Origin of the sequence: Pseudomonas triclosanedens, assembly GCF_026686735.1 — a bacterium.
GTDB lineage: Bacteria > Pseudomonadota > Gammaproteobacteria > Pseudomonadales > Pseudomonadaceae > Pseudomonas > Pseudomonas triclosanedens.
In genome coordinates this window covers 4,306,072-4,330,693 of the sequence record NZ_CP113432.1, presented here as the reverse complement: position 1 = coordinate 4,330,693, position 24,622 = coordinate 4,306,072, and the positions used below count along the sequence as shown (strand labels likewise).

21 protein-coding genes and 3 tRNA genes are annotated in these 24,622 nt (G+C 64.2%); 21 read left to right on the top strand and 3 right to left on the bottom strand.

The annotated features are described in order from the left end of the window. Positions 1-6 precede the first annotated feature (6 nt). The 12 genes from truA (at position 7) to OU419_RS20010 (ending at position 9,403) form a co-directional block, all read left to right on the top strand. Positions 7-864 (top strand): tRNA pseudouridine(38-40) synthase TruA, encoded by an 858-nt coding sequence (truA, locus tag OU419_RS20065; RefSeq protein WP_254474815.1) that lies wholly within the window; start codon positions 7-9, stop codon positions 862-864. A 67-nt stretch (positions 865-931) separates the two neighbouring features. Next, a complete protein-coding gene (locus OU419_RS20060) occupies positions 932-1,555 on the top strand; it encodes a phosphoribosylanthranilate isomerase (protein ID WP_254475126.1) in 624 nt (207 codons plus the stop codon). Positions 1,556-1,812: 257 nt separating this feature from the next. Next, positions 1,813-2,688 carry an acetyl-CoA carboxylase, carboxyltransferase subunit beta gene (gene accD, locus OU419_RS20055; RefSeq protein WP_254474816.1) on the top strand — a complete coding sequence of 292 codons (876 nt, stop codon included), beginning with the start codon at positions 1,813-1,815 and terminating at the stop codon, positions 2,686-2,688. Beyond that, positions 2,685-3,965 carry a bifunctional tetrahydrofolate synthase/dihydrofolate synthase gene (gene folC / locus OU419_RS20050; RefSeq protein ID WP_254474817.1) on the top strand — a complete coding sequence of 427 codons (1,281 nt, stop codon included), beginning with the start codon at positions 2,685-2,687 and terminating at the stop codon, positions 3,963-3,965. Before accD ends, folC begins: the two co-directional genes overlap by 4 nt. Before the next feature lie 25 nt (positions 3,966-3,990). Beyond that, positions 3,991-4,623, top strand: a complete 633-nt coding sequence (locus OU419_RS20045) for an SPOR domain-containing protein (RefSeq protein WP_254474819.1) — start codon at positions 3,991-3,993, stop codon at positions 4,621-4,623. Positions 4,624-4,727: 104 nt separating this feature from the next. Next, positions 4,728-5,270 (top strand): CvpA family protein, encoded by a 543-nt coding sequence (locus OU419_RS20040; protein ID WP_254474821.1) that lies wholly within the window; start codon positions 4,728-4,730, stop codon positions 5,268-5,270. 105 nt (positions 5,271-5,375) lie between these two features. Then, positions 5,376-6,881 carry an amidophosphoribosyltransferase gene (purF, locus tag OU419_RS20035; protein WP_254474823.1) on the top strand — a complete coding sequence of 502 codons (1,506 nt, stop codon included), beginning with the start codon at positions 5,376-5,378 and terminating at the stop codon, positions 6,879-6,881. Positions 6,882-6,892: 11 nt separating this feature from the next. After that, a complete protein-coding gene (locus OU419_RS20030) occupies positions 6,893-8,104 on the top strand; it encodes an O-succinylhomoserine sulfhydrylase (RefSeq protein WP_254474825.1) in 1,212 nt (403 codons plus the stop codon). Next, on the top strand, positions 8,101-8,868 hold the full coding sequence (locus tag OU419_RS20025) for an SDR family oxidoreductase (protein WP_254474827.1): 768 nt from the start codon (positions 8,101-8,103) through the stop codon (positions 8,866-8,868). Before OU419_RS20030 ends, OU419_RS20025 begins: the two co-directional genes overlap by 4 nt. Positions 8,869-9,060: 192 nt before the next feature. Next, a tRNA-Val gene (locus OU419_RS20020) sits at positions 9,061-9,136 on the top strand. 16 nt (positions 9,137-9,152) lie between these two features. Next, positions 9,153-9,229, top strand: a tRNA-Asp gene (locus OU419_RS20015). A 97-nt stretch (positions 9,230-9,326) separates the two neighbouring features. Continuing rightward, positions 9,327-9,403 (top strand) — tRNA-Asp (locus OU419_RS20010). Positions 9,404-9,666: 263 nt separating this feature from the next. On the opposite strand, the gene OU419_RS20005 is transcribed toward OU419_RS20010, so the two are convergent. Together OU419_RS20005 and OU419_RS20000 are read right to left on the bottom strand one after the other, a co-directional pair. Further along, positions 9,667-10,704, bottom strand: coding sequence for an AraC family transcriptional regulator (locus OU419_RS20005; protein ID WP_254474829.1), 1,038 nt, complete (start codon positions 10,702-10,704; stop codon positions 9,667-9,669). A gap of 9 nt (positions 10,705-10,713) precedes the next feature. After that, on the bottom strand, positions 10,714-11,832 hold the full coding sequence (locus OU419_RS20000; protein WP_254474831.1) for a carbon-nitrogen hydrolase family protein: 1,119 nt from the start codon (positions 11,830-11,832) through the stop codon (positions 10,714-10,716). A 216-nt stretch (positions 11,833-12,048) separates the two neighbouring features. On the opposite strand from OU419_RS20000, the gene OU419_RS19995 reads away from it, so the two are divergent. The 3 genes from OU419_RS19995 (at position 12,049) to OU419_RS19985 (ending at position 16,754) form a co-directional block, all read left to right on the top strand. Beyond that, positions 12,049-14,082 carry an NADPH-dependent 2,4-dienoyl-CoA reductase gene (locus tag OU419_RS19995; RefSeq protein ID WP_254474833.1) on the top strand — a complete coding sequence of 678 codons (2,034 nt, stop codon included), beginning with the start codon at positions 12,049-12,051 and terminating at the stop codon, positions 14,080-14,082. Positions 14,083-14,340: 258 nt separating this feature from the next. After that, entirely contained in the window at positions 14,341-15,801 is a 1,461-nt protein-coding gene (locus OU419_RS19990) for a coiled-coil domain-containing protein (protein ID WP_254474835.1), read from the top strand. Positions 15,802-15,842: 41 nt separating this feature from the next. Then, the gene (locus tag OU419_RS19985; protein ID WP_254475128.1) at positions 15,843-16,754 is read left to right on the top strand and encodes a 1-aminocyclopropane-1-carboxylate deaminase/D-cysteine desulfhydrase; all 912 of its coding nucleotides are present in this window, start codon (positions 15,843-15,845) and stop codon (positions 16,752-16,754) included. Here the strand turns inward: OU419_RS19985 and OU419_RS19980 are convergent. Then, positions 16,742-17,686 carry a DUF1853 family protein gene (locus OU419_RS19980; RefSeq protein ID WP_254474837.1) on the bottom strand — a complete coding sequence of 315 codons (945 nt, stop codon included), beginning with the start codon at positions 17,684-17,686 and terminating at the stop codon, positions 16,742-16,744. The genes OU419_RS19985 and OU419_RS19980 overlap by 13 nt on opposite strands. A gap of 85 nt (positions 17,687-17,771) precedes the next feature. Here OU419_RS19980 and OU419_RS19975 point away from each other — a divergent pair, with 85 nt between their 5' ends. From OU419_RS19975 to pepN, 6 genes are all read left to right on the top strand, one after another. Then, on the top strand, positions 17,772-18,659 hold the full coding sequence (locus OU419_RS19975; protein ID WP_254474839.1) for an NAD(+) kinase: 888 nt from the start codon (positions 17,772-17,774) through the stop codon (positions 18,657-18,659). Continuing rightward, a complete protein-coding gene (locus OU419_RS19970) occupies positions 18,659-19,639 on the top strand; it encodes a metallophosphoesterase (RefSeq protein ID WP_254474840.1) in 981 nt (326 codons plus the stop codon). Before OU419_RS19975 ends, OU419_RS19970 begins: the two co-directional genes overlap by 1 nt. A gap of 38 nt (positions 19,640-19,677) precedes the next feature. Beyond that, the gene (locus OU419_RS19965; RefSeq protein WP_408004960.1) at positions 19,678-20,508 is read left to right on the top strand and encodes a rhomboid family intramembrane serine protease; all 831 of its coding nucleotides are present in this window, start codon (positions 19,678-19,680) and stop codon (positions 20,506-20,508) included. 158 nt (positions 20,509-20,666) lie between these two features. Further along, positions 20,667-20,927, top strand: a complete 261-nt coding sequence (locus OU419_RS19960) for a YeaC family protein (protein WP_254474844.1) — start codon at positions 20,667-20,669, stop codon at positions 20,925-20,927. After that, positions 20,927-21,754: a DUF2797 domain-containing protein gene (locus OU419_RS19955; protein WP_254474846.1), complete on the top strand. Its 828-nt coding sequence runs from the start codon at positions 20,927-20,929 to the stop codon at positions 21,752-21,754. The genes OU419_RS19960 and OU419_RS19955 overlap by 1 nt, the downstream gene beginning before the upstream one ends. 160 nt (positions 21,755-21,914) lie before the next feature. Further along, entirely contained in the window at positions 21,915-24,572 is a 2,658-nt protein-coding gene (pepN, locus tag OU419_RS19950) for an aminopeptidase N (RefSeq protein WP_254474857.1), read from the top strand. Positions 24,573-24,622 lie beyond the last annotated feature (50 nt).

Here is a 24,622-nt window from a genome sequence, read left to right as displayed (position 1 = left end):
CAATAGATGATTGAAGCAGTACCCCAAGCGGCAGCCGAAGTGGCTGCCGCTGGCGTTTCCAGGATTGCCCTGGGCGTCGAATATAAAGGCGCGCGCTATCGTGGCTGGCAGCGCCAGGAAGACGGTGTGCCGTCGGTGCAGGCAGCGCTGGAGAAAGCGTTGTCGAAGGTGGCCGACGGGCCGGTGTCGGTGAGCTGCGCAGGGCGTACGGACGCCGCCGTGCACGCCAGCGGCCAGGTGGTGCATTTCGACACCACTGTCGAGCGGCCGCTGAAAGCGTGGATGATGGGCGGGAATGCCAATCTGCCGGCGGACATCAGCGTGACCTGGGCGAAAGTGATGCCTGCACATTTCCATGCCCGTTTCTCCGCAATGGCGCGGCGCTATCGCTACGTGATCTACAACGACCCCATCCGTCCTGCGCATCTGGCCGAGGAAGTCACCTGGAATCACCGTCCGCTGGATGCTTCGCGCATGCGTGCTGCCGCTGCGTCGCTGGTCGGCACTCATGACTTCACGTCGTTCCGTGCCGTGCAGTGCCAGGCCAAGTCGCCGGTGAAGACCGTGCATCATCTCGAAGTGATCGAGCATGGCAGGTTCATCGTGCTGGATATCCGCGCGAACGCGTTCCTGCATCACATGGTGCGCAATTTCGCCGGCGTGCTGATGACGATTGGCGCCGGTGAGCGCCCGGTCGAATGGGCTTCTGAAGTCCTGGCCGCATGCGATCGCCGTGCCGGTGGGGTCACTGCGCATCCATACGGTCTGTACCTTGTGCGAGTGGAGTATCCGGAGGAGTTCGAGTTGCCCCAGCGTTATCTCGGGCCACATTTCCTTTCAAGTTTGCCGGATATCCTTGGCTGACGATGCCGGGGGCATTTGCTACCATCGATCGATTGATTTTCGCCTGATACTGGAAGGTTTCTGCATCTTGTCCGCCGTTCGCATCAAAATCTGCGGTATCACCCGTGTCGAGGATGCTCTTGCCGCCGCTGAGGCGGGAGCAGACGCCATTGGTCTGGTGTTCTATGGCAAAAGCCCGCGTGCGGTGAGCATCCATCAGGCGCGGGCGATCATTGCCGCGTTGCCGCCGTTCGTGAGTGTCGTTGGGCTGTTCGTCAATGCCAGTCGCTGCGAACTGGGTGAGATCCTCGATGCGGTACAACTGGATTTGTTGCAGTTCCACGGTGATGAAACGCCCGAGGCGTGCTCGGGGTATGGCCGCCCATATATCAAGGCGCTGCGGGTGAAGGCGGGCGACGATATCGCCGCACGTATCTCGCAGTACCCGGAAGCCAGGGGTTTTCTCTTGGATACCTATGTGGAAGGCGTGCCCGGCGGAACCGGACAGGCGTTCGACTGGTCGTTGATTCCTGAGGGGCTTCAGCGTCCGATCATCCTCGCGGGCGGGTTGACGCCGACTAACGTAGGCGACGCCATTTCCCGGGTTCGTCCCTATGCCGTCGACGTCAGTGGTGGTGTGGAAACCAGCAAGGGCATCAAGGATGCGGAGAAGGTCCGTGCCTTCATCGCTCAGTGCCGGTCGGCTGAGTGAAGCGAAAGCTTCATGTGACGGCGAAGCGTCTGCCGCCGTCCACTACCCAATCGCTGCCTGGCGGCGCTGGGTTCGGTCGGAGTTCGGCTCCGGCTTCCCGTATCGGATGGTGTATTCGTGGTGACGCTCCTGGCGGCACCTGGTTTTCGAGGGTTCCTGGCCTTATCGCCGGAGCCGCGACGATGAATTTGCTCAAGGACGCGCGCGGGGCTTCGGGCCGCTGAGCGCGTCCTGCCCCTGCACTGGAGAACGAGAGCATGAGCAACTGGCTGGTAGACAAGCTGATCCCTTCCATCATGCGTTCCGAGGCGAAGAAGAGCTCGGTTCCGGAAGGTCTGTGGCACAAGTGCCCTTCCTGCGAGGCGGTGCTGTACCGCCCCGAGCTGGAAAAGACTCTCGATGTCTGCCCGAAGTGCGATCACCACATGCGCATTGGAGCTCGTGCCCGTCTGGATATCTTCCTGGACGAGGATGGCCGTGAGGAGCTTGGTGCCGAGCTCGAGCCGGTGGATCGCCTGAAATTCCGTGACAGCAAGAAGTACAAGGACCGCCTGAGCGCCGCGCAGAAAGACACCGGCGAGAAGGATGCTCTGATTTCCATGAGCGGCAAGCTGATGGGGATGCCCGTCGTTGCCAGTGCGTTCGAGTTCTCCTTCATGGGCGGTTCGATGGGTTCCATCGTTGGCGAGCGCTTCGTCCGCGCCGCGAACTATGCGCTGGAAAACCGTTGCCCGATGATCTGCTTCTCCGCCTCCGGCGGTGCGCGCATGCAGGAGGCACTGATCTCCCTGATGCAGATGGCCAAGACGTCCGCTGCGCTGGCGCGTCTGCGCGAAGAGGGTATTCCGTTCATCTCCGTACTGACCGATCCGGTCTATGGTGGCGTTTCCGCCAGCCTGGCGATGCTCGGCGATGTGATCGTTGGTGAGCCGCGTGCGCTGATTGGCTTCGCAGGCCCGCGCGTGATCGAGCAGACCGTGCGCGAGAAATTGCCGGAAGGCTTCCAGCGCAGTGAGTTCCTGCTGGAGCACGGCGCCATCGACATGATCGTCCACCGTTCCGAAATGCGTCCGCGGCTGGCCAAGCTGCTGGCCAAGTTCACCCATACTCCAAGTACCGCGCTCGCAGGATGACCCAACGTACCCTTGCCGACTGGCTCCGCTATCTCGAACAGCTCCATCCCACCGCAATCGACATGGGGCTGGACCGCTCCCGCGAGGTAGCCGGCCGGCTTGGGTTGGGGCGCCCGGCGCCCCGTGTGGTGACTGTCACCGGCACCAATGGCAAGGGTTCCACCTGCGCATTTCTCGCCTCCATGCTCTGCGCGCAGGGCCTGAGCGTTGGCGTATATAGCTCGCCGCACCTGCTGCGTTACAACGAGCGCGTGCTGATCGATGGCCAGGAAGCCAGCGACGCAGCGCTCTGTGAGGCATTCTCCGCCGTCGAGGCGGCGCGCGGTGAAACTTCCCTGACCTATTTCGAAATGGGTACCCTGGCAGCTTTCTGGCTGTTCGAGCGTGCCGGCCTGGATGCCGTGGTGCTGGAGGTTGGCCTGGGCGGTCGGCTGGATGCGGTGAACCTGGTGGACTCGGACGTTGCCGTGGTCACCAGCATCGGCCTGGATCACTCCGATTGGCTGGGCAATACCCGCGAAAGTGTGGCGTTCGAGAAGGCCGGCATCTTCCGCTCCGGCAAGCCCGCGGTCTGCGGCGACCTGGAGCCGCCGGCGCCGTTGCTTGAGTGCGCGCGAGAGCTGGGTGCTCCGCTCTTGTTGCGTGGACGTGATTTCGATCTGGCGATAGGTGAGGGCGAGTGGCATTGGCGTGGGTGTTCGGCGACTGGTGAGGCGCTGGCGCTGCATGATCTTCCGCTGCTCGATCTGCCGATGGAGAACGCCGCGCTGGCGTTGCAGGTCTATGCCCTGCTGGATCTGCCGTGGCAGGCGGAGCACCTGGCTGGCGCGCTGCAACGAACCCGCGTAACCGGTCGTCTGGATCGCAGGTCGTTGCTCCACAATGGCGAGGAGCGCCATCTGCTGCTCGATGTCGGACATAATCCCCATGCGGCGGCATACCTGGCCGGCCGCTTGTGTTCGGCTCCGCCGAAGGGCATTCGCCGCGCGGTGTTCGGCCTGTTGGCCGACAAGGATCTGGAGGGTGTACTGGAACCCTTGCTCGGCTTGGTGCAGGATTGGGCCGTCGCGCCGCTGCCAACCGCTCGAAGCCGTCCGGCGGAAGAGTTGGCGGCGGCCTTGCGTGCCCGCGGTGCGCAGGTCAGTCGCCATGCGGACATCGCCGCCGCGCTCGACGCGCAGTGCAATGACGCTGCAGCGGACGACGAAATTCTGGTGTTCGGTTCGTTCTACAGCGTGGCGGATGCCCTGGAGTGGCTCGCCAAGGCTGCTCGATAAGCGGTTAACGATAAGGGGAGTGATCATGGCCTTGCTCGATAAGGGGCTCAAGCAGCGGGTTGTCGGAGCGCTGGTGCTGTTGGCGCTTGCGGTCATCTTCCTGCCGATGCTGTTCTCCCGCGAGGACGAGATGCGTCAGGTCGTGGTCGAGGCGCCGGTGATGCCCAAGCCGCCAGCCATGCCCAGTGTCGAGGTGCAGCCCACCGAAGTGCCGGAGCCCCAGGCCGACGAAGCGGATACCGCCGTGCAGCCGGAGGTCGCTCCGGCACCGGCAGTTCCAGCCGCCCCCGTCGCCAGCGCTCCCGTGCAGGCAGCGCCACAGCCGGTCGCTCCCGCGCCCAAGCCAGTCGTGCCGGCGCAACAGGCCAGCGCAGCACCGGCGGCACCGGCTCCCGCTCAGCGCCTGGATGCCAACAATCTGCCGGTCAGTTGGTCGGTGCAGTTGGCGAGCCTGTCCAACCGCGCCCGCGCCGACGAGTTGCAGAAGTCCCTTCGTAGCCAGGGCTACAACGCCTATGTGCGTAGCTTCGACGGCATGAACCGGGTGTTCGTCGGGCCGGTGGTGGAGCGTGCCGAGGCAGAGCGCTTGCGCGACCAGTTGGGCAAGCAGCAGAAGCTCAATGGTTTCGTCGTGCGCTTCCAGCCGGAGCGCGGCTGAGTCTTCTCGTTAGGCGCAATCAATCAGCCCCATCTCAAACTGGGGCTCCGCTAAATCGAAGGCCTCTGCTAAAATGCGGGGCCTTTCCGTTTCTGGGCCGCAACGTGGCATTTACCTGGGTCGATTGGACGATGATCGGCATCATCGTCATTTCCAGCCTGATCAGCTTGAGCCGAGGTTTCGTCAAGGAAGCCCTGTCGCTGGTTACCTGGATCGTGGCCGGTGCAGTCGCCTGGATGTTCGGCGGCGCACTGGCCGAGCATCTCGCGCCCTACATTCAGTTGCCCTCCGGGCGCGTCATCGCCGCCTGCGCCATTCTTTTCGTCGTCACGCTGTTGCTGGGTGCGCTCGTCAATTTTCTCATCAGCGAGCTGGTGCGTGTGACCGGAATGTCCGGCACCGACCGTGTGCTCGGCATGGTGTTCGGCGGTGCCCGTGGCGTATTGCTGGTAGTGCTGCTGGTCGGCCTGCTGAGTCTGGCGCCGGTGCAACAGGACCCGTGGTGGCAGCAGTCGGTGCTGCTGCCGCACTTCCTGATCGTCGCCGATTGGTCGAAGAACTTCATTCTGACGTTTGCCGGGCACTGGATGTCCGGCGCGAGCCTGACTCCGCCAGCCGGAGCAGGTAGTTTGCTGCCGGCCCAGTGATGGGCAGGCCGGGCGGCGGGAAGTCGTCGCCCATCACGGCGGATCCGTTGGATACTGCCGAAATCCGGATTGTTTTAGCCTGAAACCAACTAGGGGTTGCGTCGCATGTGTGGCATCGTCGGTATCGTGGGCAAGTCGAACGTCAATCAGGCGCTCTATGACGCGCTCACCGTTCTCCAGCATCGTGGCCAGGACGCTGCGGGGATCGTCACCTGTCAGGACGACCGGCTGTACCTGCGCAAGGACAACGGCCTGGTCCGTGACGTCTTCCAGCAGCGTCACATGCAGCGCCTGGTCGGGAAGATCGGCATCGGTCACGTCCGTTATCCCACTGCCGGCAGCTCCAGTTCCGCCGAGGCGCAGCCGTTCTACGTGAACTCGCCCTATGGCATCACCCTGGCGCACAACGGCAACCTCACCAACGTCGAGCAGTTGGCCAAGGAAATCTACGAGTCCGACCTGCGCCATGTGAACACCAATTCCGACTCGGAAGTGCTGCTCAACGTGTTCGCCCATGAACTGGCGGTGCGCAACAAGCTGCAGCCCACCGAGGAAGACGTCTTCGCCGCCGTGGCTGGCGTGCATGCCCGCTGCGTTGGTGGTTATGCGGTGGTGGCGATGATCACCGGCTACGGCATCGTCGGCTTCCGCGATCCGCACGCGATCCGCCCGATTGTCTTCGGCCAGCGCCATACCGAGAACGGCGTGGAGTACATGATCGCCTCCGAAAGCGTGGCGCTGGATGTTCTCGGATTCACCCTGATCCGCGACCTCGCGCCGGGCGAGGCGGTGTACATCACCGAGGACGGCAAGCTCTACACTCGCCAGTGCGCGGCCAATCCGCAGTACTCGCCGTGCATCTTCGAGCACGTTTACCTGGCTCGCCCCGACTCCATCATGGACGGCATCTCGGTCTACAAGGCACGCCTGCGCATGGGTGAGAAGCTGGCCGACAAGATACTCCGCGAGCGTCCGGACCACGACATCGACGTGGTCATCCCGATCCCTGATACCAGCCGCACCGCAGCACTGGAACTGGCCAACCGCCTGGGCGTGAAGTTCCGCGAAGGCTTCGTGAAGAACCGCTACATCGGCCGTACCTTCATCATGCCCGGCCAAGCTGCGCGCAAGAAGTCGGTACGCCAGAAGCTCAACGCCATCGAACTGGAGTTCCGCGGCAAGAACGTGATGCTGGTGGACGACTCCATCGTTCGCGGCACGACCTGCAAGCAGATCATCCAGATGGCCCGCGAGGCCGGCGCGAAGAATGTCTACTTCTGCTCCGCAGCACCGGCGGTGCGCTATCCCAACGTCTACGGCATCGACATGCCGAGTGCTCACGAGTTGATCGCCCACAACCGCAGCACCGAAGAAGTCGGCGAGCTGATCGGCGCGGATTGGCTGATCTACCAGGACCTGCAGGACCTGATCGAATCCACCGAGGGCGGCAAGATCAAGATCGAACACTTCGACTGCGCCGTGTTCAACGGTGAATATGTCACCGGCGACGTCGACGAAGCCTATCTGGACAAGATCGAGCAGGCGCGCAACGACGCGACCAAGACCAAGACGAGCGCCGTCAGCGCCATCATCGATCTGTACAACGACTAAGGAGAGCAGGCATGGCTCAGGATTGGGAAGCCGGCCGGCTGGACAGCGACCTGGAGGGTGTCGGATTCGACACTCTGGCGGTGCGTGCCGGCCAGCGTCGCACCCCGGAAGGTGAGCATGGCGAGGGCCTGTTCACGACTTCCAGCTACGTATTCCGCAGCGCCGCCGATGCGGCCGCGCGTTTTGCCGGCGAAGTGCCTGGCAACGTGTATTCGCGCTACACAAACCCCACGGTGCGCACTTTCGAAGAGCGCATTGCCGCGCTGGAAGGCGCCGAGCAGGCGGTGGCCACCTCCACGGGCATGTCGGCGATCCTCTCGCTGGTGATGAGCCTGTGCAGTGCCGGTGACCACGTGCTGGTTTCGCGCAGCGTATTCGGCTCTACCATCAGCCTGTTCGAGAAGTACTTCAAGCGCTTTGGCATCGAGGTGGATTACCCACCCCTCAGCGACCTGAAAGCCTGGGAAGCGGCCTGCAAGCCCAACACCAAGCTGTTCTTCGTCGAATCGCCGTCCAACCCGCTGGCGGAGCTGGTGGACATCGCTGCACTGGCGGAGATTGCCCACGCCCGTGGTGCGCTGCTGGCGGTGGACAACTGCTTCTGCACTCCGGCGCTGCAGCAGCCGCTGAAGCTGGGCGCGGACGTGGTGATCCATTCGGCCACCAAGTACATCGACGGTCAGGGCCGCACGATGGGCGGCGTAGTGGCCGGTCGTCGCGCTCAGATGGAGGCCGTTGTCGGTTTCCTTCGTACCGCTGGCCCGACCCTCAGTCCGTTCAACGCCTGGGTGTTCATCAAGGGCCTGGAAACACTGCGCGTGCGCATGCAGGCCCACAGCGCGTCGGCACAGCAGGTCGCGCAGTGGCTGGAACAGCAGCCGGGGATCGAGCGCGTGCACTATGCCGGATTGGCCAGCCATCCGCAGCACGAGCTGGCCAAACGTCAGCAGAAGGGCTTCGGTGCTGTGGTGAGTTTCGAGGTGAAGGGTGACAAGGCTGCCGCCTGGCGCTTCATCGATGCAACCCGGATGATCTCCATCACCACTAACCTGGGCGATACCAAGACCACCATCGCTCACCCCGCGACTACCTCGCACGGCCGTCTTTCGCCGCAGGAGCGCGAGAACGCCGGCATCCGTGACAACCTGATCCGCGTTGCCGTGGGTCTGGAAGATGTCGATGACATCAAGACCGATCTGGCGCGGGGTCTGGCTGCGCTGTGAGTACTGCGGATATCTTCGGCAACGGCCGCGTCGCTCTGGTAACGGGGGCTGCGCGCGGCATCGGGCTCGGCGTGGGCGCCTGGCTGATCGCCGAGGGCTGGCAGGTGGTGCTGGCGGACATCGATCGCGAGCGCGGGCCGAAGGTGGCCGAGGCGCTTGGCGAACGCGCCAGTTTCATTGCTCTGGACGTCGCCAGCGAAGTGCAGGTGGCGGCAGCGATCGCCGAGGTGATCGGCCACTACGGTCGCCTCGACGCCCTGGTGAGCAATGCCGCTATCGCGCGCCCGCACGGCACTCCGCTGGAAAGCCTGGCGCTGAACGAGTGGACTCGCACTCTCGCCGTCAATCTTACCGGGCCGATGCTGCTGGCCAAGCATTGCGCGCCATATCTGCGTGCGCACAACGGCAGCATCGTGAACATCGCATCGACCCGCGCGCACCAGTCCGAACCTCACTCCGAGGCTTATGCGGCGAGCAAGGGCGGGTTGCTGTCTTTGACTCATGCGCTGGCCAGCAGCCTTGGGCCGGAGATCCGGGTCAATGCCGTGTCTCCAGGCTGGATCGATGCCCGCGACCTGCGCGAGCGTAACGCCGAGCCGCTGACCGAGCTGGATCACGACCAGCATCTGGTTGGCCGGGTTGGAACGGTGGAGGACATCGCGGCGGCAGTGTCCTGGCTGATCGGTGACAGTTCCGGTTTCGTCACCGGCCAAGAGCTGGTGATAGATGGAGGCATGACCCGCAAGATGATCTATCTCGACTGAGCAACGCGCGAGGTAGAGAGGAGGGCGGCCAGTGGCCGCCCTTTTCGTTCCGGCAGCGTCGCTCCGGGGTGGGAGGCGCTGCCAATGGTGCTGCCGGGCGCCAGCTTTTTTCCTGCGGATTGAAAAAAAATTTCAACCAGGGCATTGACTTAGGAAATGCCGCCGGTAGAATGCGCCCCACTTCGAGACGAAGGGTGATTAGCTCAGCCGGGAGAGCATCTGCCTTACAAGCAGAGGGTCGGCGGTTCGATCCCGTCATCACCCACCAATCTCGCAAGTTACGCGCAGCGGTAGTTCAGTCGGTTAGAATACCGGCCTGTCACGCCGGGGGTCGCGGGTTCGAGTCCCGTCCGCTGCGCCACTTTCCCCCTCCTTGGTTCCTACCCCGAACCGGCTTGTCGAGCGAAATGCTCCAGGCGCCAGGAGGTTGCTTTACCGGACGAAAGTCCAACCGACGCGCAGCGGTAGTTCAGTCGGTTAGAATACCGGCCTGTCACGCCGGGGGTCGCGGGTTCGAGTCCCGTCCGCTGCGCCATTATTCAAAAGCCCTCAGGTAGCGATGCCTGGGGGCTTTTTCTTTGTTCGGGAAACGCCACGCACTGCCTCCGGCAGTCGTTCTGAGAGCCTGCTGTCACAGGCTGGTCACGCCAGGTATCTAGGTTTTCTTTTTGGTCTTTGCTAAAAACCGATCGAACGGTCAGGAGAAAGCCAATGGACGACTATCAGGAAGAACTGCTCGAACTGCATGCCGCGGAACTTGACCTGCCGGAGCCGGCCGACGACGCCACGGAGATGTGATCAGGCATGCTGCCGCTGGGCGCGCCTGAACTCTCCCGGCGTTTGCCCGCTCCAGCGCTTGAAGGCGCGCTGGAAAGCCTCCGCCGAGGCGAAACCGAGCAAATAGGCTATTTCGCCGAACGCCAGGTCGGTGTCGCGGATGTAGATCATCGCCAGATCGCGGCGCGTGTCGTTGAGGATGCTGCGGAACTGCGTGCCTTCCTCGGCCAGCTTGCGGCGCAGTGTCCAGGTTGGCAGTTTCAGGCGGATGGCGACTTCTTCCAGGTCGGGCTCGCGACCGTTCAGCATCGGCCCCAGCAACTGGCTGACGCGCTCGCGCAATGTGCGGGTGCGGGTCAATTGCTCGAGCTCCTTCTCGCAGATATCCAGCAACTGCCGCCAGGTGCTTGGGCAATGGTCCGGATTGGCGCGCGCCAGGGATGTCTGGTCGAGGCGTATCTGGTTGTGTTCGGCGCCGAACTCCACCGGGCAGCCGAAGAACTCCTCGAAGCGCCCGGACCAGGCCGGCGCCGGGTATTCGATCTCGACTTTCTCCGCGCGCAACGGTTGCGCACCGATGCAGCCCAGCATGCTGACCCAGCCGGCAAGCACTGAATCCACCACGAAGCGGTTATAGGCGTTGTAGGGGCTGATCGAATAGAAGCGCAACCAGGCGCCGCTGGCATCTTCGATGAAGTTGCTCTGTCCACGGTAGTTCTGCGCGTACAGCGGTTCGAAGCGACTGAGCGCGCGGGCGGCGGCGCGCAGGTTGGGTGCCTGCGCCGCGGTGACGCCAGCCAGCCCGCTCTGGCTCGGGCGGCTCAAACGGCCCATGCGCAGCCCTAGAGCGGGGTCGCCGCTCTGCTGGATCGCCGCGTGCCCCAGGCGCATGTAGCGCGGAATTGACAGTCGCGCGCCTGGTTCGCCCAGGCGGGCGCTGTCCAGTCCGTACTGTTCCAGCAAGGGTTGCGGAGCCACGCCGGTTTCTGCCAGGGCATCCGCCAGGCTATGGACGAAGCCGACGGAAAGGTCGCCTAGGCGCATGGTCGGGCGTGTCATGGCTGCGTCCTAGAGCCAGAGGTTGATCAGCCGCGCGCCAGGGCCATCGGCCGCCAGCGTGTGCCCGTTGCCATCGACCACCAGACTGCGGCCATCGCTGCCCAGGTCCCACAGGTGGCCGCGCAGGAACACGGTGATGCCGGCACGGGCGCCGCTTTCGGTTATGCGTCCGGCCAGTGCCAGGCGTTCCCAGGCTTCGCCTTCGGTGAGTTCACCTGGCCTTGGTTGCACGTCGGTGGGCGTGGCGGCGCCGTTGTAGCCTTTCCAGGGCTTGTTCCAGTTGCCATTGCCGGTGAGGAAGGCGGGCACCGCGATGATGTCCGGCCTGCCGGTCGCCAGGGCCGCGTAGCTGGCCGGGTACCAGCTATCGGCGCAGACCAGCACCCCCAGGCGCCCGGCCGGGGTCTGCAGCACTTGCAGGTCATCGGCGTCGCCGCCCCGGGTGAAGCCCTTCTCGTCGTCGATGGGGTACAGCTTGCGTTGCGGCTTGCCCAACGGCAGGCCATCGCTGCCGAACACCTGGCTGACGTTGTAGAGGCGGCCGTTGCCGGTATGGATCTGGCCGTCGACGATCTTCGGGTTGGGTAGCACGATGGAGCCGGCCACGATGGTGACGCCGAATTCCTTGGCCAACCCGCCGAACAGGGTCTGGTAGTCGTGAGCCATGTCCACTGCCTTCATGCGGAACAGCGCATCGGCCATGCGATCCTCGCCTTTCGCGCCCAGCCAGCCCCGTGCCAGTTTCAGCGGATTGCTCGCGGCCATCCATTCCATTGCTTCCTGCAGATGCTCGGTCTGGTAGACCTCGGGCTTCTCTCCTGCGGCGACCAGCCAGGTACCGATGTGCTCGGGGAATACCACGATGGTGCGCGGGTTGATCAGCCCCTCGTCGCGGGCCTTGGCCAGGTAGGCGTGGAACTTAAGTTGCAGGCGTTCCACGCTCTGGTAGTCCTGGGTGAAGAGTTCCGGCTGGATGCCCAGAAGGTTACCGCGTTCGGACGGCTCGCCCTGGTTGAGTGCGACCTGGCTGCGCAAGTCCGAAAGGTAGTGGCCCACCGGGCGGCGTTCCGCCCAGCCGGCATAGCTGGCGAAGAGGATCACCAGAATGAGGAAGATCAGCTTGCGCATGTAGGGTGAATACTCGGGAGATGCTCCACAGGGTAGGGGCAAGGCCGGTCGTTGCCAAGTCGGGGTGTCATCTTTGATCAGTAAGTTGTTACTTTTGATCATTGAGCGGGGGGAGGACGCTCCTTAGAGTCTGCCCATACCGACCGCGCCCCGGGTCTCGTGTTCCATGACCGAGCGAGCCGAGGGGGCGGCTTCACCGTGACTGCTGGAGGATGTATGACCGCCCCTTATCCGCACCTGCTCGCGCCCCTGGACCTGGGCTTCACCACGCTGCGCAACCGCACCCTGATGGGCTCCATGCACACCGGCCTGGAAGAGAAACCGCAGGGCTTCGAACGCATGGCGGCATACTTTGCCGAGCGTGCCCGCGGCGGCGTTGGCCTGATGGTCACCGGCGGCATCGGCCCGAACGAAGAGGGTGGCGTGTATTCCGGCGCGGCCAAGCTGAGCACTCCGGAAGAAGCCGAGAAGCACAGGATCGTTACCCAGGCGGTGCATGAGGCGGGGGGCAAGATCTGCATGCAGATCCTCCATGCCGGCCGTTACGCCTACAGCCCGAAATCCGTGGCGCCCAGCGCCATCCAGGCACCGATCAACCCGTTCAAGCCGCGCGAGCTGGATGAAGAGGGCATCGAGAAGCAGATCGCCGACTTCGTCAACTGCTCCAGCCTGGCCCAGGTCGCCGGTTACGACGGCGTCGAGATCATGGGTTCGGAAGGCTACTTCATCAACCAGTTCCTGGTGGCTCACACCAACCACCGTACCGACCGCTGGGGCGGCAGCTACGAAAACCGCATGCGCCTGCCAGTGGAAATCGTCCGCCGCGTGCGCGAAGCGGTCGGCCCGAACTTCATCATCATCTATCGCCTGTCGATGCTCGACCTGGTGGAAGGCGGCAGCACCTGGGACGAGATCGTCCTGCTGGCAAAGGCCATCGAGAAGGCCGGTGCGACCATCATCAACACCGGCATCGGCTGGCATGAGGCGCGGATCCCGACGATCGCCACCAAGGTGCCGCGTGCTGCCTTCACCAAGGTCACCGCGAAGCTGCGTGGCGAGATTGGCATTCCGCTGATCACCACCAACCGCATCAATACCCCGGAAGTCGCCGAGCAGGTGCTGGCCGAAGGTGATGCCGACATGGTTTCGATGGCTCGTCCGTTCCTTGCCGACCCGGACTTCGTCAACAAGGCCGCCGAGGGCCGCAGCGATGAGATCAATACCTGCATCGGCTGCAACCAGGCCTGCCTGGACCACACCTTCGGCGGCAAGCTGACCAGTTGCCTGGTCAACCCGCGCGCCTGCCACGAGACCGAGCTGAACTACATCCCCACCACCCATGTGAAGAAAATCGCCGTGGTAGGCGCCGGTCCGGCTGGTCTGGCTGCCGCCACTGTCGCCGCCGAGCGTGGCCATGACGTGACCCTGTTCGATGCCGCTGGCGAGATCGGCGGGCAGTTCAATGTCGCCAAGCGCGTGCCGGGCAAGGAAGAGTTCTACGAGACTCTGCGCTACTTCAAGCGCAAGTTGGAGACCACCGGGGTCGAGCTGCATCTGAACACCCGGGTCAGCGTCGACGACCTGGTCAAGGGCGGCTTCGACGAAATCATCCTGGCCACCGGCATCGTGCCGCGTACCCCGGCCATTCCGGGGGTGGAAAACGCCAAGGTGATCAGCTACCTGGACGCGATTCTCGAGCGCAAGCCGGTTGGCCAGAAGGTCGCGGTCATTGGTGCCGGTGGCATTGGCTTCGATGTCTCCGAGTTCATCACCCATGCCGGCGAATCCACCAGTCTGGACCGCCACGCGTTCTGGCAGGAGTGGGGCATCGACGAGAAGCTGGAAGCCCGTGGCGGCATTGCCGGCATCCAGCCGCATCCGCATGCCGCGGCGCGCCAGGTATTCCTGTTGCAGCGCAAGAAGTCCAAGGTCGGCGACGGCTTGGGCAAGACCACCGGCTGGATCCACCGTACCGGTCTGAAGAACAAGCAGGTGCAGATGCTCAACAGCGTCGAATATCTGAAGATCGACGATGCTGGCCTGCATATCAGCATCGCCGGCGGCGAAGCCCAGGTGCTCCCGGTGGACACCGTGATCATCTGTGCTGGCCAGGAGCCGATGCGTGAGCTGCAGGACGGGCTGCTGGCCGCCGGTCAGAGTGTGCACCTGATCGGCGGCGCCGATGTCGCGGCCGAACTGGATGCCAAGCGTGCGATCAACCAGGGTTCGCGGCTCGCGGCTGAAATCTGACCCGCAAATCGCAGACTTCGGAAAGTTCCTTCCGGAGTCTGCGAAAATTACCGAATGACAAACCGCGTCACAGATTTGCCCTGCCACTCATTACATTGATCTGACCAGCAGGTCGGGTGCCAACCGAGTCACATTGCCTGCGACATTATTTCCCCTAGACTTGCCCGGATGACGGGTATTCCCGCCATTGCGGACGCCCGTTTTCACGCAGCGCGACGCTCCCGAACTTCCCCTTAGCACCGGCCAAGAGGTCAATCGATGAGCATGCAGAAGAAGCCTCAGATGGTGGAAGCCGTGGTCTTCTTCAATGATCGTGGCGTCTGCAAGGAAATGCTCTATCCCGAGTTCGAGGCGCTGCTCGACAACGTCGTGCAGATGCCTGAATACGCTGACCAGCAGATGCGGCTCGCCTATGTGCTTATCAATTCGCGTCTGATGGTCAGGGCCGTGGTGTTCTTCTATCTCGACTTCGACGAGAAGGGCGAGGCCGATCGAGGCTGGAACCTGCCCCTGCGCAACCTGGCCGACCGCGCTGGCCGTGGCCCGGACATGGGCGCTGGCCCCATCCGGCTGGCCTGCCGCAGCCAATGCCCGGTGTCCTGGCACCAGATGCACCTGTGGGATCCGAGCCTGGATAGTGGCAACAACCATCTGGTCCAACTGCGCGATGCGGTGAAGCGCAACCACCTTGGCGTGCTGGTGGAGGAGGAAACCGCCGCGGTCGAACCGCAGCGCCTGCAGATGGCCGCCGAGCACCAATGGTACGCGCCGGCCGAAGAGTCCCGCGAAGAGGCCGAGAAGCTGGCCCGCGCGATGCTCGAAGAGCACCAGCAAAAGACTGCCGCGATGCTGGGGCAGCATGAGACCCGCCTTTCGCAGATCAGCCAGCAGCATGAGCAGGAGCTGAGTCGCCTCAAGATGGGCGCTCAGGAACAGATCAAGGTATTGCAGGCCGAAGTGGCGGCGCTGCGCGATGGGCTTGCTCGCGAGGAAGAAATCAATGCCAGTCTGCGCCGCGAACTGGACGGACAGGTCAGTGGATTCCAGCGCGGTCGCGAGGAACTGACCGCGCAACTGCGCCACATCGAACAGAGCGGGCGCGACGAGCTGGAGCAACTGCGCCAGCAGATCGAGGACGAGGCCAAGGCGCGGATCGTTTCGCTCGAGGCACGTTACAAGGAACAGATTTCCATCCGCGATGTGGAGCTCAGCTACCGCAACGAACTGGACCAGCAATTGCAGCATGAGAACCAGCAGTTCAGGCAGGAAGCCGAGCGGTTGCGCGAGGAGGTTGCGCAGTTGCGCCAGCAGGCCGAGCATGCCCGCCAGGCTGCCGAGAGCCTGCGCCAGGAGCTGGCAACGGTTTCATCCAGGGCGGCCGATGGATCGATGCTGGAGCGTCTGTCTGCTCTGGGCGTGATTTTCGTGGTCTACCATCCCGGCGCCGGGCACCTGACCCTGGCCTTGCAGGATGTCGCCCGCTACCAGGAAAACCCGATGGCCTTCGCCGCGTCGAAATGTTTCGTCTCGGAAGACCAGTACCGTCAATGGCTGGCGCACTACCAGCAGCCATCGTGCGAAGGGCGGCTGTCCAACGGCGAGCGCTGCGCCATGCCCATCGACCGGGTGGAAACCCCCGGACGGTTCGTCGATGGCGACAGCAACTGCTGCGCGCGGCACAAGACCAGCGGCCGCTTGCGTAGCGTGACTTCGGGCTGAGGGGCGTTTTGCGGTATCCCGGCTGGCGCCCCGTTGCCCCCCTGCAGAAAGTTCACCTGGACTGGCTCGATCGTGCCGGCATCGAGCTGGCATTGTTGCGTCTGGATCTGGTGGACGAGCAAGTCTCAGGCAACAAGTGGTTCAAGCTGGCGCCCTATCTGCAGCGGGCCGCCGAGCAGGGGCTGGAGGGCGTAATCAGCCTCGGCGGCGCTCACTCCAATCATCTGCACGCAGTGGCTGCGGCCGGCGCGCGCTTCGGTTTTCGCACCGTTGGCCTGCTGCGCGGCGAAGAGCAGGATAATCCTACGGTCGCTGATCTGCATCGATTCGGTATGCGACTCCATTGGCTCGGCTATGCCGGATATCGTCAGCGGCACCAGGCGGATTTCTGGGATGCCTGGCTGGAGCGTTACCCCACGCTGTTCCCGATCGAAGAAGGCGGCGGCGGTGTACCCGGAGCGCAGGGCTGCGCGCCGTTGGTGGAGCAGCTTTGCGAGCAATTGCCCAGCATCGGCTGGAAGGACTACCAACAACTGTGGGTGGCTTGCGGAACCGGCACGACGCTGGCTGGCCTCGTTCTGGGCGAGCAGGGCGCGCACCCGGTCGTGGGGGCGTTGGCAGTGCCGCCCGGGCATGGGGTCGAGGCGCAGGTGCCGGCGCTGCTTAAGGCTGCAGGTGCTGTCGACGAAGGCTATCGATTGCTGGATGCCAGCCGTGGCGGATTTGCGCGCATCGACGCCGAACTGGCGCGATTCATCCTGGATACCGAGAGGCAATGCGGCGTGCCGCTTGAGCCGCTGTATACCGGCAAGCTGCTGCTGATGCTGCGCGATGAGGTCGTCGGCGGGCGGATCGCGCGCGGAAGCCGTATCGTTGCGGTGCACAGCGGTGGCTTGCAGGGGCGGCGCGCGCTACAGGAACGTCTGCAGGCACTGGCGGCTCAGCGCGTATAGCCACTGTGCACCTGCGGCCAGCGGTCGCCGACCAGGAACAGGCGTTCCTCTTCCAGCCAGCGGTCGCCCTGCCGCGCCAGGCGTACCAGCATCTGCGGAAAGCCGTCCTCCGGCAGTTGCTTCAGCCAGGTGTCGAAGTCCTGCTCGCTCCATTGCTCCTGCTCGTCGAACGCCGCGGGCGCCAGCCATTGGCTGCGTGGCAGCATCCGCCAGCCGGGCGCGGCACAGCGTCGATAGTCCGGCCAGTCGCGTCTGTGCAGCCAGCGGCCACGCAGATGGTCGCAGTTGATTCTGGCCGGGGCGGAGCAGCCTTCCGGCCAGGGGTAGAACAGGTAGCCGCCCAGCCAGAATTCCGCCGAGGGGAGTGAGTCGCTGACGGTGCGCACCACCGACAGGCCTTCGGGGGTGGTCGAGAGTGGCAACTGGTGCTGGTAGAAGTGCTCGATCTTGCGCAGCAGATGGTCTTCGGCACCGGGGCCGAGCCAGGTGTCGGGGCCTGCCGGGCTGGGGCCGAGATAGAGTTTGATTGCCAGTTCGACGTGGTGCAGCCCCTCGTCGTCCTCCAGCAGAAGGTCCAGTTCACCGAGGGTATGGCCGTTCTCGCGTACCGGGAGGTTGGCGGCGAGCAGCCGGAGATCGGGCGCCTGTGCCAGGGCATACTGCCAGAGGCGCTCGTAGTAGCGGCCCAGGCGCTGGCGTGGCGCGGCGCCCAGTTCCGTCAGCAGGCGTTCGGGCGCGCGTTCCTGTTGCCGCAGCCAGGTGGCGAGCGACGTGGGTTCGCGGTACCAGCCGGTGGCCGACAACGGATGCCGCAGCGACGGGCTGCCGGGTTGTAGCAGAGACGGCGACAGCAGCGTCCAGGCCAGGTCGCGGACCTGCGGGTGGCGCAGGTCGCGCATCAGTTCTTCGAGCAGTGGCTTGAGATCGGTCATCCCACCAGACTAGCCGGTTTGCCGCTGCTTCCGCCTTTCGCCCATAATTCCGACATTCCTGCACCGCAACGCCGTCCGGAGTCTCATGGAACCCTTTCGCAATATCGGCATCATTGGCCGCCTGGGCAGCACCCAGGTTCTGGAAACCATCCGTCGGCTGAAGCGCTTCCTCACCGAGCGTCATCTGCACGTAATCCTCGAAGACACCATTTCCGAGGTCCTGCCCGGCCACGGCCTGCAAACCTGTTCGCGCAAGATCATGGGTGAGATCTGCGACCTGGTGATCGTGGTCGGCGGCGATGGCAGCATGCTCGGCGCCGCCCGCGCCCTGGCGCGGCACAAGGTGCCGGTGCTGGGGATCAACCGTGGCAGCCTGGGCTTCCTCACCGATATCCGCCCGGACGAGCTGGAAACCAAGGTCGCCGAAGTGCTGGGCGGCCAGTACATCGTCGAGAGCCGCTTCCTGCTCGACGCCCTGGTGCGCCGCCACGGAGAGTCCATCGGCCAGGGCGACGCCCTGAACGACGTAGTGCTGCACCCCGGCAAGTCCACCCGGATGATCGAGTTCGAGTTGCACATCGACGGTCAGTTCGTCTGCAGCCAGAAGGCCGACGGCCTGATCGTCGCCACGCCGACCGGCTCCACCGCCTATGCGCTCTCCGCCGGCGGTCCGATCATGCATCCCAAGCTCGACGCCATCGTCATCGTGCCGATGTACCCGCACACTCTGTCAGGCCGGCCGATCGTGGTCGACGGCAACAGCGAGCTGAAAATCGTGGTGTCGCCGAACATGCAGATCTACCCGCAGGTTTCCTGCGATGGGCAGAACCACTTCACCTGTGCGCCGGGCGACACCATCACGGTGAGCAAGAAGCCGCAGAAGCTGCGACTGATTCACCCGATCGACCATAACTACTACGAGGTCTGCCGGACGAAGCTGGGCTGGGGCAGCCGGCTCGGGAGCACCGAGTAATGGAACTCGACCCCGCACGCGGCTACGACCTGATCGGCGACGTCCACGGCTGCGCGCATACCCTCGATCACCTGCTGGAGCGGCTCGGCTACCGCCTGCAGGGCGGCGTCTGGCGGCATGCCAGGCGGCAGGCGCTATTCCTGGGAGATATCATCGACCGCGGCCCGCGTATCCGCGAAGCACTGCATCGCGTGCACGACATGGTCGCCGCTGGCGAAGCCCTGTGCATCATGGGCAACCACGAATTCAACGCGCTTGGCTGGTCCACCCCGGCGGCGCCCGGCAGCGGTCGGCAATATGTGCGCGAGCACACGCCGCGCCACGCCCGCCTGATCAAGGAAACCCTGGAACAGTTCGAAGGCCATCCGGCCGACTGGCGTGATTTCCTTGGCTGGTTCCAGAGCCTGCCGCTGTTCCTCGATGCCGGGCGCTTCCGCATGGTGCACGCCTGCTGGGACCACGGCGTGATCGATACGCTGCGCCAGCAATTCCACGATGGCCGCATCGACGAATCCTTTCTCAAGGCCAGCGCCGAACCGGGCAGCTTCGCCCAGCAGGCATGCGACCGGCTCCTGCGCGGTACCGATATGCGCCTGCCAAACGGCATGACCCTGACCGGCAGCGATGGCTTCACGCGGTCGTTCTTCCGCACCAAGTTCTGGGAAGAGGACCGCGAGCCTGAAACTTACGGTGACATCGTATTCCAGCCTGACGGCTTGCCCGACGAAGTTGCCAGCGAGCGCCTGAGCGCCGAGCAGAAATCCAGCCTCCTGAGCTATGGCGCCGACGAGCCGCTGCTATTCGTCGGCCACTACTGGCGGCGCGGCACGCCTTCGCCGATCCGGCCGAACCTGGCCTGCCTGGACTATAGCGCGGTGATGTACGGCAAGCTGGTGGCTTATCGCCTGGACGGTGAGAGCCGGCTGGAGCGCAGCAAGTTCGCGTGGGTCGATGTGATACGGCCGGAGGAAGATGCGTGAGTGTGGTTGAGGCGATTCGACTGCCGGCTACGGTTGACATGGGGGAGTTCGTCAGCCTGCTGCGGCGCCTGAACGTACCGTTCCGGGTCAGTGAGGAATCCGGCGAACAGGTACTCTGGGTGCCCAGCGCGCAACTGGCGGAGCAGGTACGCATGCTCTATGAGCGTTATCCGCAGGGCGACCCGGAATTCACCGTGCAGGCCGAGCCGCTGCGCCGCGGGCCCGGTTTCGTGCAGCAGTTGAAGCTGAGCCGGATGACGGCAGCGGTGCTGCTGGTGACCTTCGTAGTGGCGGCCGTGACCCTGCTGGGCACCTCGGCGGACACCTTGCGCTGGTTCACCTTCCAGGACTTTCGCCTGGTCGGCGAGGATCGCGTGATGTTCCTGGCGCTGTCCGAGACGCTGGCTGCGGGCGAGTGGTGGCGGATGTTTACGCCGATGCTGATCCACTTCGGCTGGCTGCACCTGGCGATGAACGCCATGTGGTACTGGGAACTGGGGCGACGCATCGAGTATCGCCAGGGGCCGTGGATGCTGCTTGGCCTGAGCCTTGGCTTCGGTCTGATATCCAACGTCGTGCAGTATGGCGTCAGCGGCGCGAGCCTGTTCGGCGGGCTGTCCGGCGTGCTCTATGGGCTGCTTGGCCACTGCTGGATTTTCCAGCGCATGGCGCCAACTCCGGCCTACAGCCTGCCCAGGGGCGTGGTGGCGATGATGCTGATCTGGCTGCTGGTGTGTCTGTCGGGGGTGATCGACCTGCTCGGCTTCGGATCCATCGCCAATGGCGCGCATGTGGGCGGGTTGGTAGCAGGGTGCCTGAGTGGCTTCATCGGCGGGTTGCTGGCGCGGCGCTCGGCCCGAGCCGCATGACGGCGAGCCTGTGGCCGATGCCTGCCGGCCCCGGGCATCCTGCGAAAGCAGCTCCTGCGGCAGCCAGGAGCTGCGCTACCGGTTGACCGGCGTTCGTGCGCGCAAGCCTTTCGCCCGGTAGAATGCCGGTTTCGTTTTCCCCAGCAGGAGCCGGCCACATGTCGTCCTTCGCCGAAATGATCGAGAACATCACCCCCGAAATCTACGAGCGCCTCAAGCTCGCCGTGGAAATCGGCAAATGGCCCGACGGCCGCAAGCTCTCCCAGGAGCAGAAGGAGCTGTCGCTGCAGGCCATGATTGCCTGGGAAATGGAAAACCTCCCGGAGGACCAGCGCACCGGCTACATGGGTGAGCAGGCCTGCGCGTCCCACGCCGAGCCGATCCCGAACATCCTCTTCTCCTCCAATTCCCTGCACTGATGCGGGAAATCGGACGTGGCGCCCTGAGCAAGATGTCGGCGCGCCTTGAAAGCCCCGTGCAGTATGCGTTTCGCCTCGGCGAGGACGAAGTCGCAGTCAATCCGCTGATCGGCAAGAGCGTTCGCCTGGAGTACCTGGGCGAGATCTTCTGCTGCCATTGCGGCCGCAAGACCAAGAAGAGCTTCAGCCAGGGCTACTGTTATCCGTGCTTCACCAAGCTGGCGCAGTGCGACAGTTGCATCATGAGCCCGGAGAAGTGCCATTACGAAGACGGATCGTGCCGTGAGCCGGAGTGGGGCGAGCGTTTCTGCATGACTGACCACGTGGTCTACCTGGCCAACTCGTCGGGCGTGAAGGTCGGCATCACCCGCGCCACCCAGGTGCCGACTCGCTGGATCGACCAGGGTGCGCGCCAGGCCCTGCCGATCATGCGTGTGGCGACCCGGCAGCAGTCAGGCTTCGTCGAAGACCTGCTGCGTACCCAGGTCACCGACCGTACCAACTGGCGTGCGCTGCTCAAGGGCGAGGCCGAGCCGCTGGACCTGATTGCCATCCGCGAGCAGATCTTCGATGCCTGCGCCGACGGCATCGTCGGATTGCAGCAGCGCTTCGGCCTGCAGGCGATCCAACCGGTGATCGACATGCAGCCCATCGAGATCAGCTACCCGGTGGAAGCCTACCCGGCCAAGATCACCAGCTTCGACCTGGACAAGACGCCGGTGGTGGAAGGTACGCTGCAAGGCATCAAGGGCCAGTACCTGATTTTCGATACCGGCGTGATCAACGTGCGCAAGTACACCGCGTACCAGCTGGCGATCAGCGCCTGATCGACGCGGCATTGAATTTCCGGCCAGGGCTCGCATCTAGAGAAGGACGCATCCACGGATAGATGCGTCCTGCGACTCGCCCGCGCCGTTCCCAATCGCTAGAGTCAGTATTCCTCCGGCCGGCCCATCCTGCCTGCCGCCTTCCAAGGGGCCAAAAGCCATGCGTACCGAGCAACCGAAAGTCATCTACCTCAAGGATTATCAGGCGCCCGAGTACCTGATCGACGAGACCAACCTGACCTTCGAGCTGTACGAGGACCACACCCTGGTCCACGCCCAGCTGGTGATGCGCCGCAACCCCGAGCGCGGCGACGGCCTGCCGCCGCTCGTGCTCGACGGCCAGCAACTGGAGCTGCTGTCGCTGTCGCTCGATGACCAGCCCCTCGAAGCCGGCCAGTACCAGCTCGACGAGAACCATCTGACTCTGCAGCCGACCGCGAATGCCTTCACCGTCGACAGCACGGTGCGCATCCACCCGGAAAGCAACACCGCGCTGGAAGGCCTGTACAAGTCCGGCAAGATGTTCTGCACCCAGTGCGAGGCCGAGGGCTTCCGCAAGATCACCTACTACCTCGACCGTCCGGACGTGATGAGCAGCTTCACCACCACGCTGTCGGCCGAGCAGCACCAGTACCCGGTGCTCCTGTCCAACGGCAATCCGGTGGCCAGCGGCTCGGAAGAGGGCGGCCGCCACTGGGCGACCTGGCAGGACCCGTTCAAGAAGCCGGCCTACCTGTTCGCCCTGGTCGCCGGTGACCTCTGGTGCGTGGAAGACCAGTTCACCACCATGAGCGAGCGCGAAGTCACCCTGCGCATCTATGTCGAGCCGGAGAACATCGACAAGGTCCAGCACGCCATGGACAGCCTGAAGAACTCGATGCGCTGGGACGAGAAGGTCTACGGCCGCGAGTACGACCTGGACATCTTCATGATCGTCGCGGTCAACGACTTCAACATGGGCGCCATGGAGAACAAGGGCCTCAACATCTTCAACTCCAGCTGCGTACTGGCCAAGGCCGAGACCGCCACCGATGCCGCGCACCAGCGCGTCGAAGGTGTCGTCGCCCACGAGTACTTCCACAACTGGTCGGGCAACCGCGTGACCTGCCGCGACTGGTTCCAGCTGTCGCTCAAGGAAGGCTTCACCGTGTTCCGCGACAGCGAATTCTCCGCCGACATGAACTCGCGCACCGTCAAGCGCGTCGAGGACGTGGCCTTCCTGCGCACCAACCAGTTCGCCGAAGATGCCGGCCCGATGGCCCATCCGGTGCGCCCGGATTCCTTCATCGAGATTTCCAACTTCTACACCCTGACCGTCTACGAGAAGGGCGCGGAAGTCGTGCGCATGATCCACACCCTGCTGGGCGCCGATGGCTTCCGCAAGGGTACCGACCTGTACTTCGAGCGTCATGACGGCCAGGCCGTGACCTGCGACGACTTCATCAAGGCGATGGAAGATGCCAACGGGGTCGACCTCACCCAGTTCAAGCGCTGGTACAGCCAGTCCGGCACCCCGCGCCTGGCCGTGGAGGAAAGCTACGATGCCGCGGCACAGAGCTACACCCTGACCTTCCGCCAGAGCTGCCCGCCCACGCCGGGGCAGGCCGAGAAGCTGCCCTTCGTCATCCCGGTGCAGATGGGCCTGATCGATCGCCTCGGCAATGCGCTGTCGCTGCGCCTTGCCGGCGAGGAACATGCCCACGGCAGCGACCGTGTGCTGCAGGTCACCGAGACCGAGCAGTCCTTCACCTTCATCGGCTTGGCGGAAAAACCGCTGCCTTCGCTGCTGCGCGGCTTTTCCGCGCCGGTGAAGCTGAGCTTCCCCTACGACCGTGACCAACTGATGTTCCTCATGCAGCACGACGAGGATGGCTTCAACCGCTGGGAAGCCGGCCAGCAACTGTCCGTGCAGGTGCTGCAGGAGTTGATCGGCCAGCACCAGCGTGGCGAGCAACTGGTGCTCGACCAGCGCCTGATCGTGGCTTTCCGCACCCTGCTGCTGGATGCCGGGCTGGACCAGGCGATGGTCGCTGAAATGCTCTCGCTGCCCAGCGAGGCGTACCTCACCGAGATCAGCGAAGTGGCCGACGTCGAGGCGATCCACGCCGCTCGCGAATTTGCCCGCCGGCAGATCGGCGCAGCGCTGCACGAACAGCTCTGGGCGCGTTACCAGGCCAACCGCCAGCAGTCGCGCGATACCGCATATGTTGCCGAGGCCTCGCACATTGCCCGCCGCAGCCTGCAGAACATTGCGCTTTCCTATCTCATGCAGAGCGGCAAGCCCGAGGTGCTCGCGGCCTGTCAGGAGCAGTACAAGGATTGCGACAACATGACCGAGCGCCTCACCGCCCTGGCAGTGCTGGTCAACTCCTCCTTCGAGAGTGAGAAGGCCGAGGCGCTGGCGATGTTCGCCGACTACTTCAAGGACGACCCGCTGGTGATGGACCAGTGGTTCAGCGTCCAGGCCGGTTGCACCCTGCCGGGCGGGCTGGAGCGGGTGCAGGCGCTGATGAGCCACTCGGCCTTCACCCTGAAGAACCCGAACAAGATCCGCGCGCTGATCGGTGCCTTCGCCAACCAGAACGCGGTGAACTTCCATCGGGCGGACGGCGCGGGCTACCGCTTCCTGGCCGACCAGATCATCACCCTCAACGCGCTCAACCCGCAGATCGCCTCGCGTCTGCTGACGCCGCTGACCCGCTGGCGCAAGTATGCGCCCGAGCGCCAGGCGCTGATGAAGGCCGAACTGGAGCGCATCCTCGCCTCCGGCGAGCTGTCCAGCGACGTCTACGAAGTGGTCAGCAAGAGCCTCGCCTGATCCGGCGCTCCTTCCGGAGCGCCATTTCCCCTCTGGAAAGGTGTTACCAG

Excerpts from the sequence above, each read along its gene's own strand:
- truA (WP_254474815.1), top strand. The coding sequence starts at position 7 with ATGATTGAAGCAGTACCCCAAGCGGCAGCCGAAGTGGCTGCCGCTGGC.
- accD (WP_254474816.1), top strand. The coding sequence starts at position 1,813 with ATGAGCAACTGGCTGGTAGACAAGCTGATCCCTTCCATCATGCGTTCC.
- folC (WP_254474817.1), top strand. The coding sequence starts at position 2,685 with ATGACCCAACGTACCCTTGCCGACTGGCTCCGCTATCTCGAACAGCTC.
- OU419_RS20045 (WP_254474819.1), top strand. The coding sequence starts at position 3,991 with ATGGCCTTGCTCGATAAGGGGCTCAAGCAGCGGGTTGTCGGAGCGCTG.
- purF (WP_254474823.1), top strand. The coding sequence starts at position 5,376 with ATGTGTGGCATCGTCGGTATCGTGGGCAAGTCGAACGTCAATCAGGCG.
- OU419_RS20030 (WP_254474825.1), top strand. The coding sequence starts at position 6,893 with ATGGCTCAGGATTGGGAAGCCGGCCGGCTGGACAGCGACCTGGAGGGT.
- OU419_RS20005 (WP_254474829.1), bottom strand. The coding sequence starts at position 10,704 with ATGACACGCCCGACCATGCGCCTAGGCGACCTTTCCGTCGGCTTCGTC.
- OU419_RS20000 (WP_254474831.1), bottom strand. The coding sequence starts at position 11,832 with ATGCGCAAGCTGATCTTCCTCATTCTGGTGATCCTCTTCGCCAGCTAT.
- OU419_RS19995 (WP_254474833.1), top strand. The coding sequence starts at position 12,049 with ATGACCGCCCCTTATCCGCACCTGCTCGCGCCCCTGGACCTGGGCTTC.
- OU419_RS19990 (WP_254474835.1), top strand. The coding sequence starts at position 14,341 with ATGAGCATGCAGAAGAAGCCTCAGATGGTGGAAGCCGTGGTCTTCTTC.
- OU419_RS19980 (WP_254474837.1), bottom strand. The coding sequence starts at position 17,686 with ATGACCGATCTCAAGCCACTGCTCGAAGAACTGATGCGCGACCTGCGC.
- OU419_RS19975 (WP_254474839.1), top strand. The coding sequence starts at position 17,772 with ATGGAACCCTTTCGCAATATCGGCATCATTGGCCGCCTGGGCAGCACC.
- OU419_RS19970 (WP_254474840.1), top strand. The coding sequence starts at position 18,659 with ATGGAACTCGACCCCGCACGCGGCTACGACCTGATCGGCGACGTCCAC.
- OU419_RS19965 (WP_408004960.1), top strand. The coding sequence starts at position 19,678 with ATGGGGGAGTTCGTCAGCCTGCTGCGGCGCCTGAACGTACCGTTCCGG.
- OU419_RS19960 (WP_254474844.1), top strand. The coding sequence starts at position 20,667 with ATGTCGTCCTTCGCCGAAATGATCGAGAACATCACCCCCGAAATCTAC.
- OU419_RS19955 (WP_254474846.1), top strand. The coding sequence starts at position 20,927 with ATGCGGGAAATCGGACGTGGCGCCCTGAGCAAGATGTCGGCGCGCCTT.
- pepN (WP_254474857.1), top strand. The coding sequence starts at position 21,915 with ATGCGTACCGAGCAACCGAAAGTCATCTACCTCAAGGATTATCAGGCG.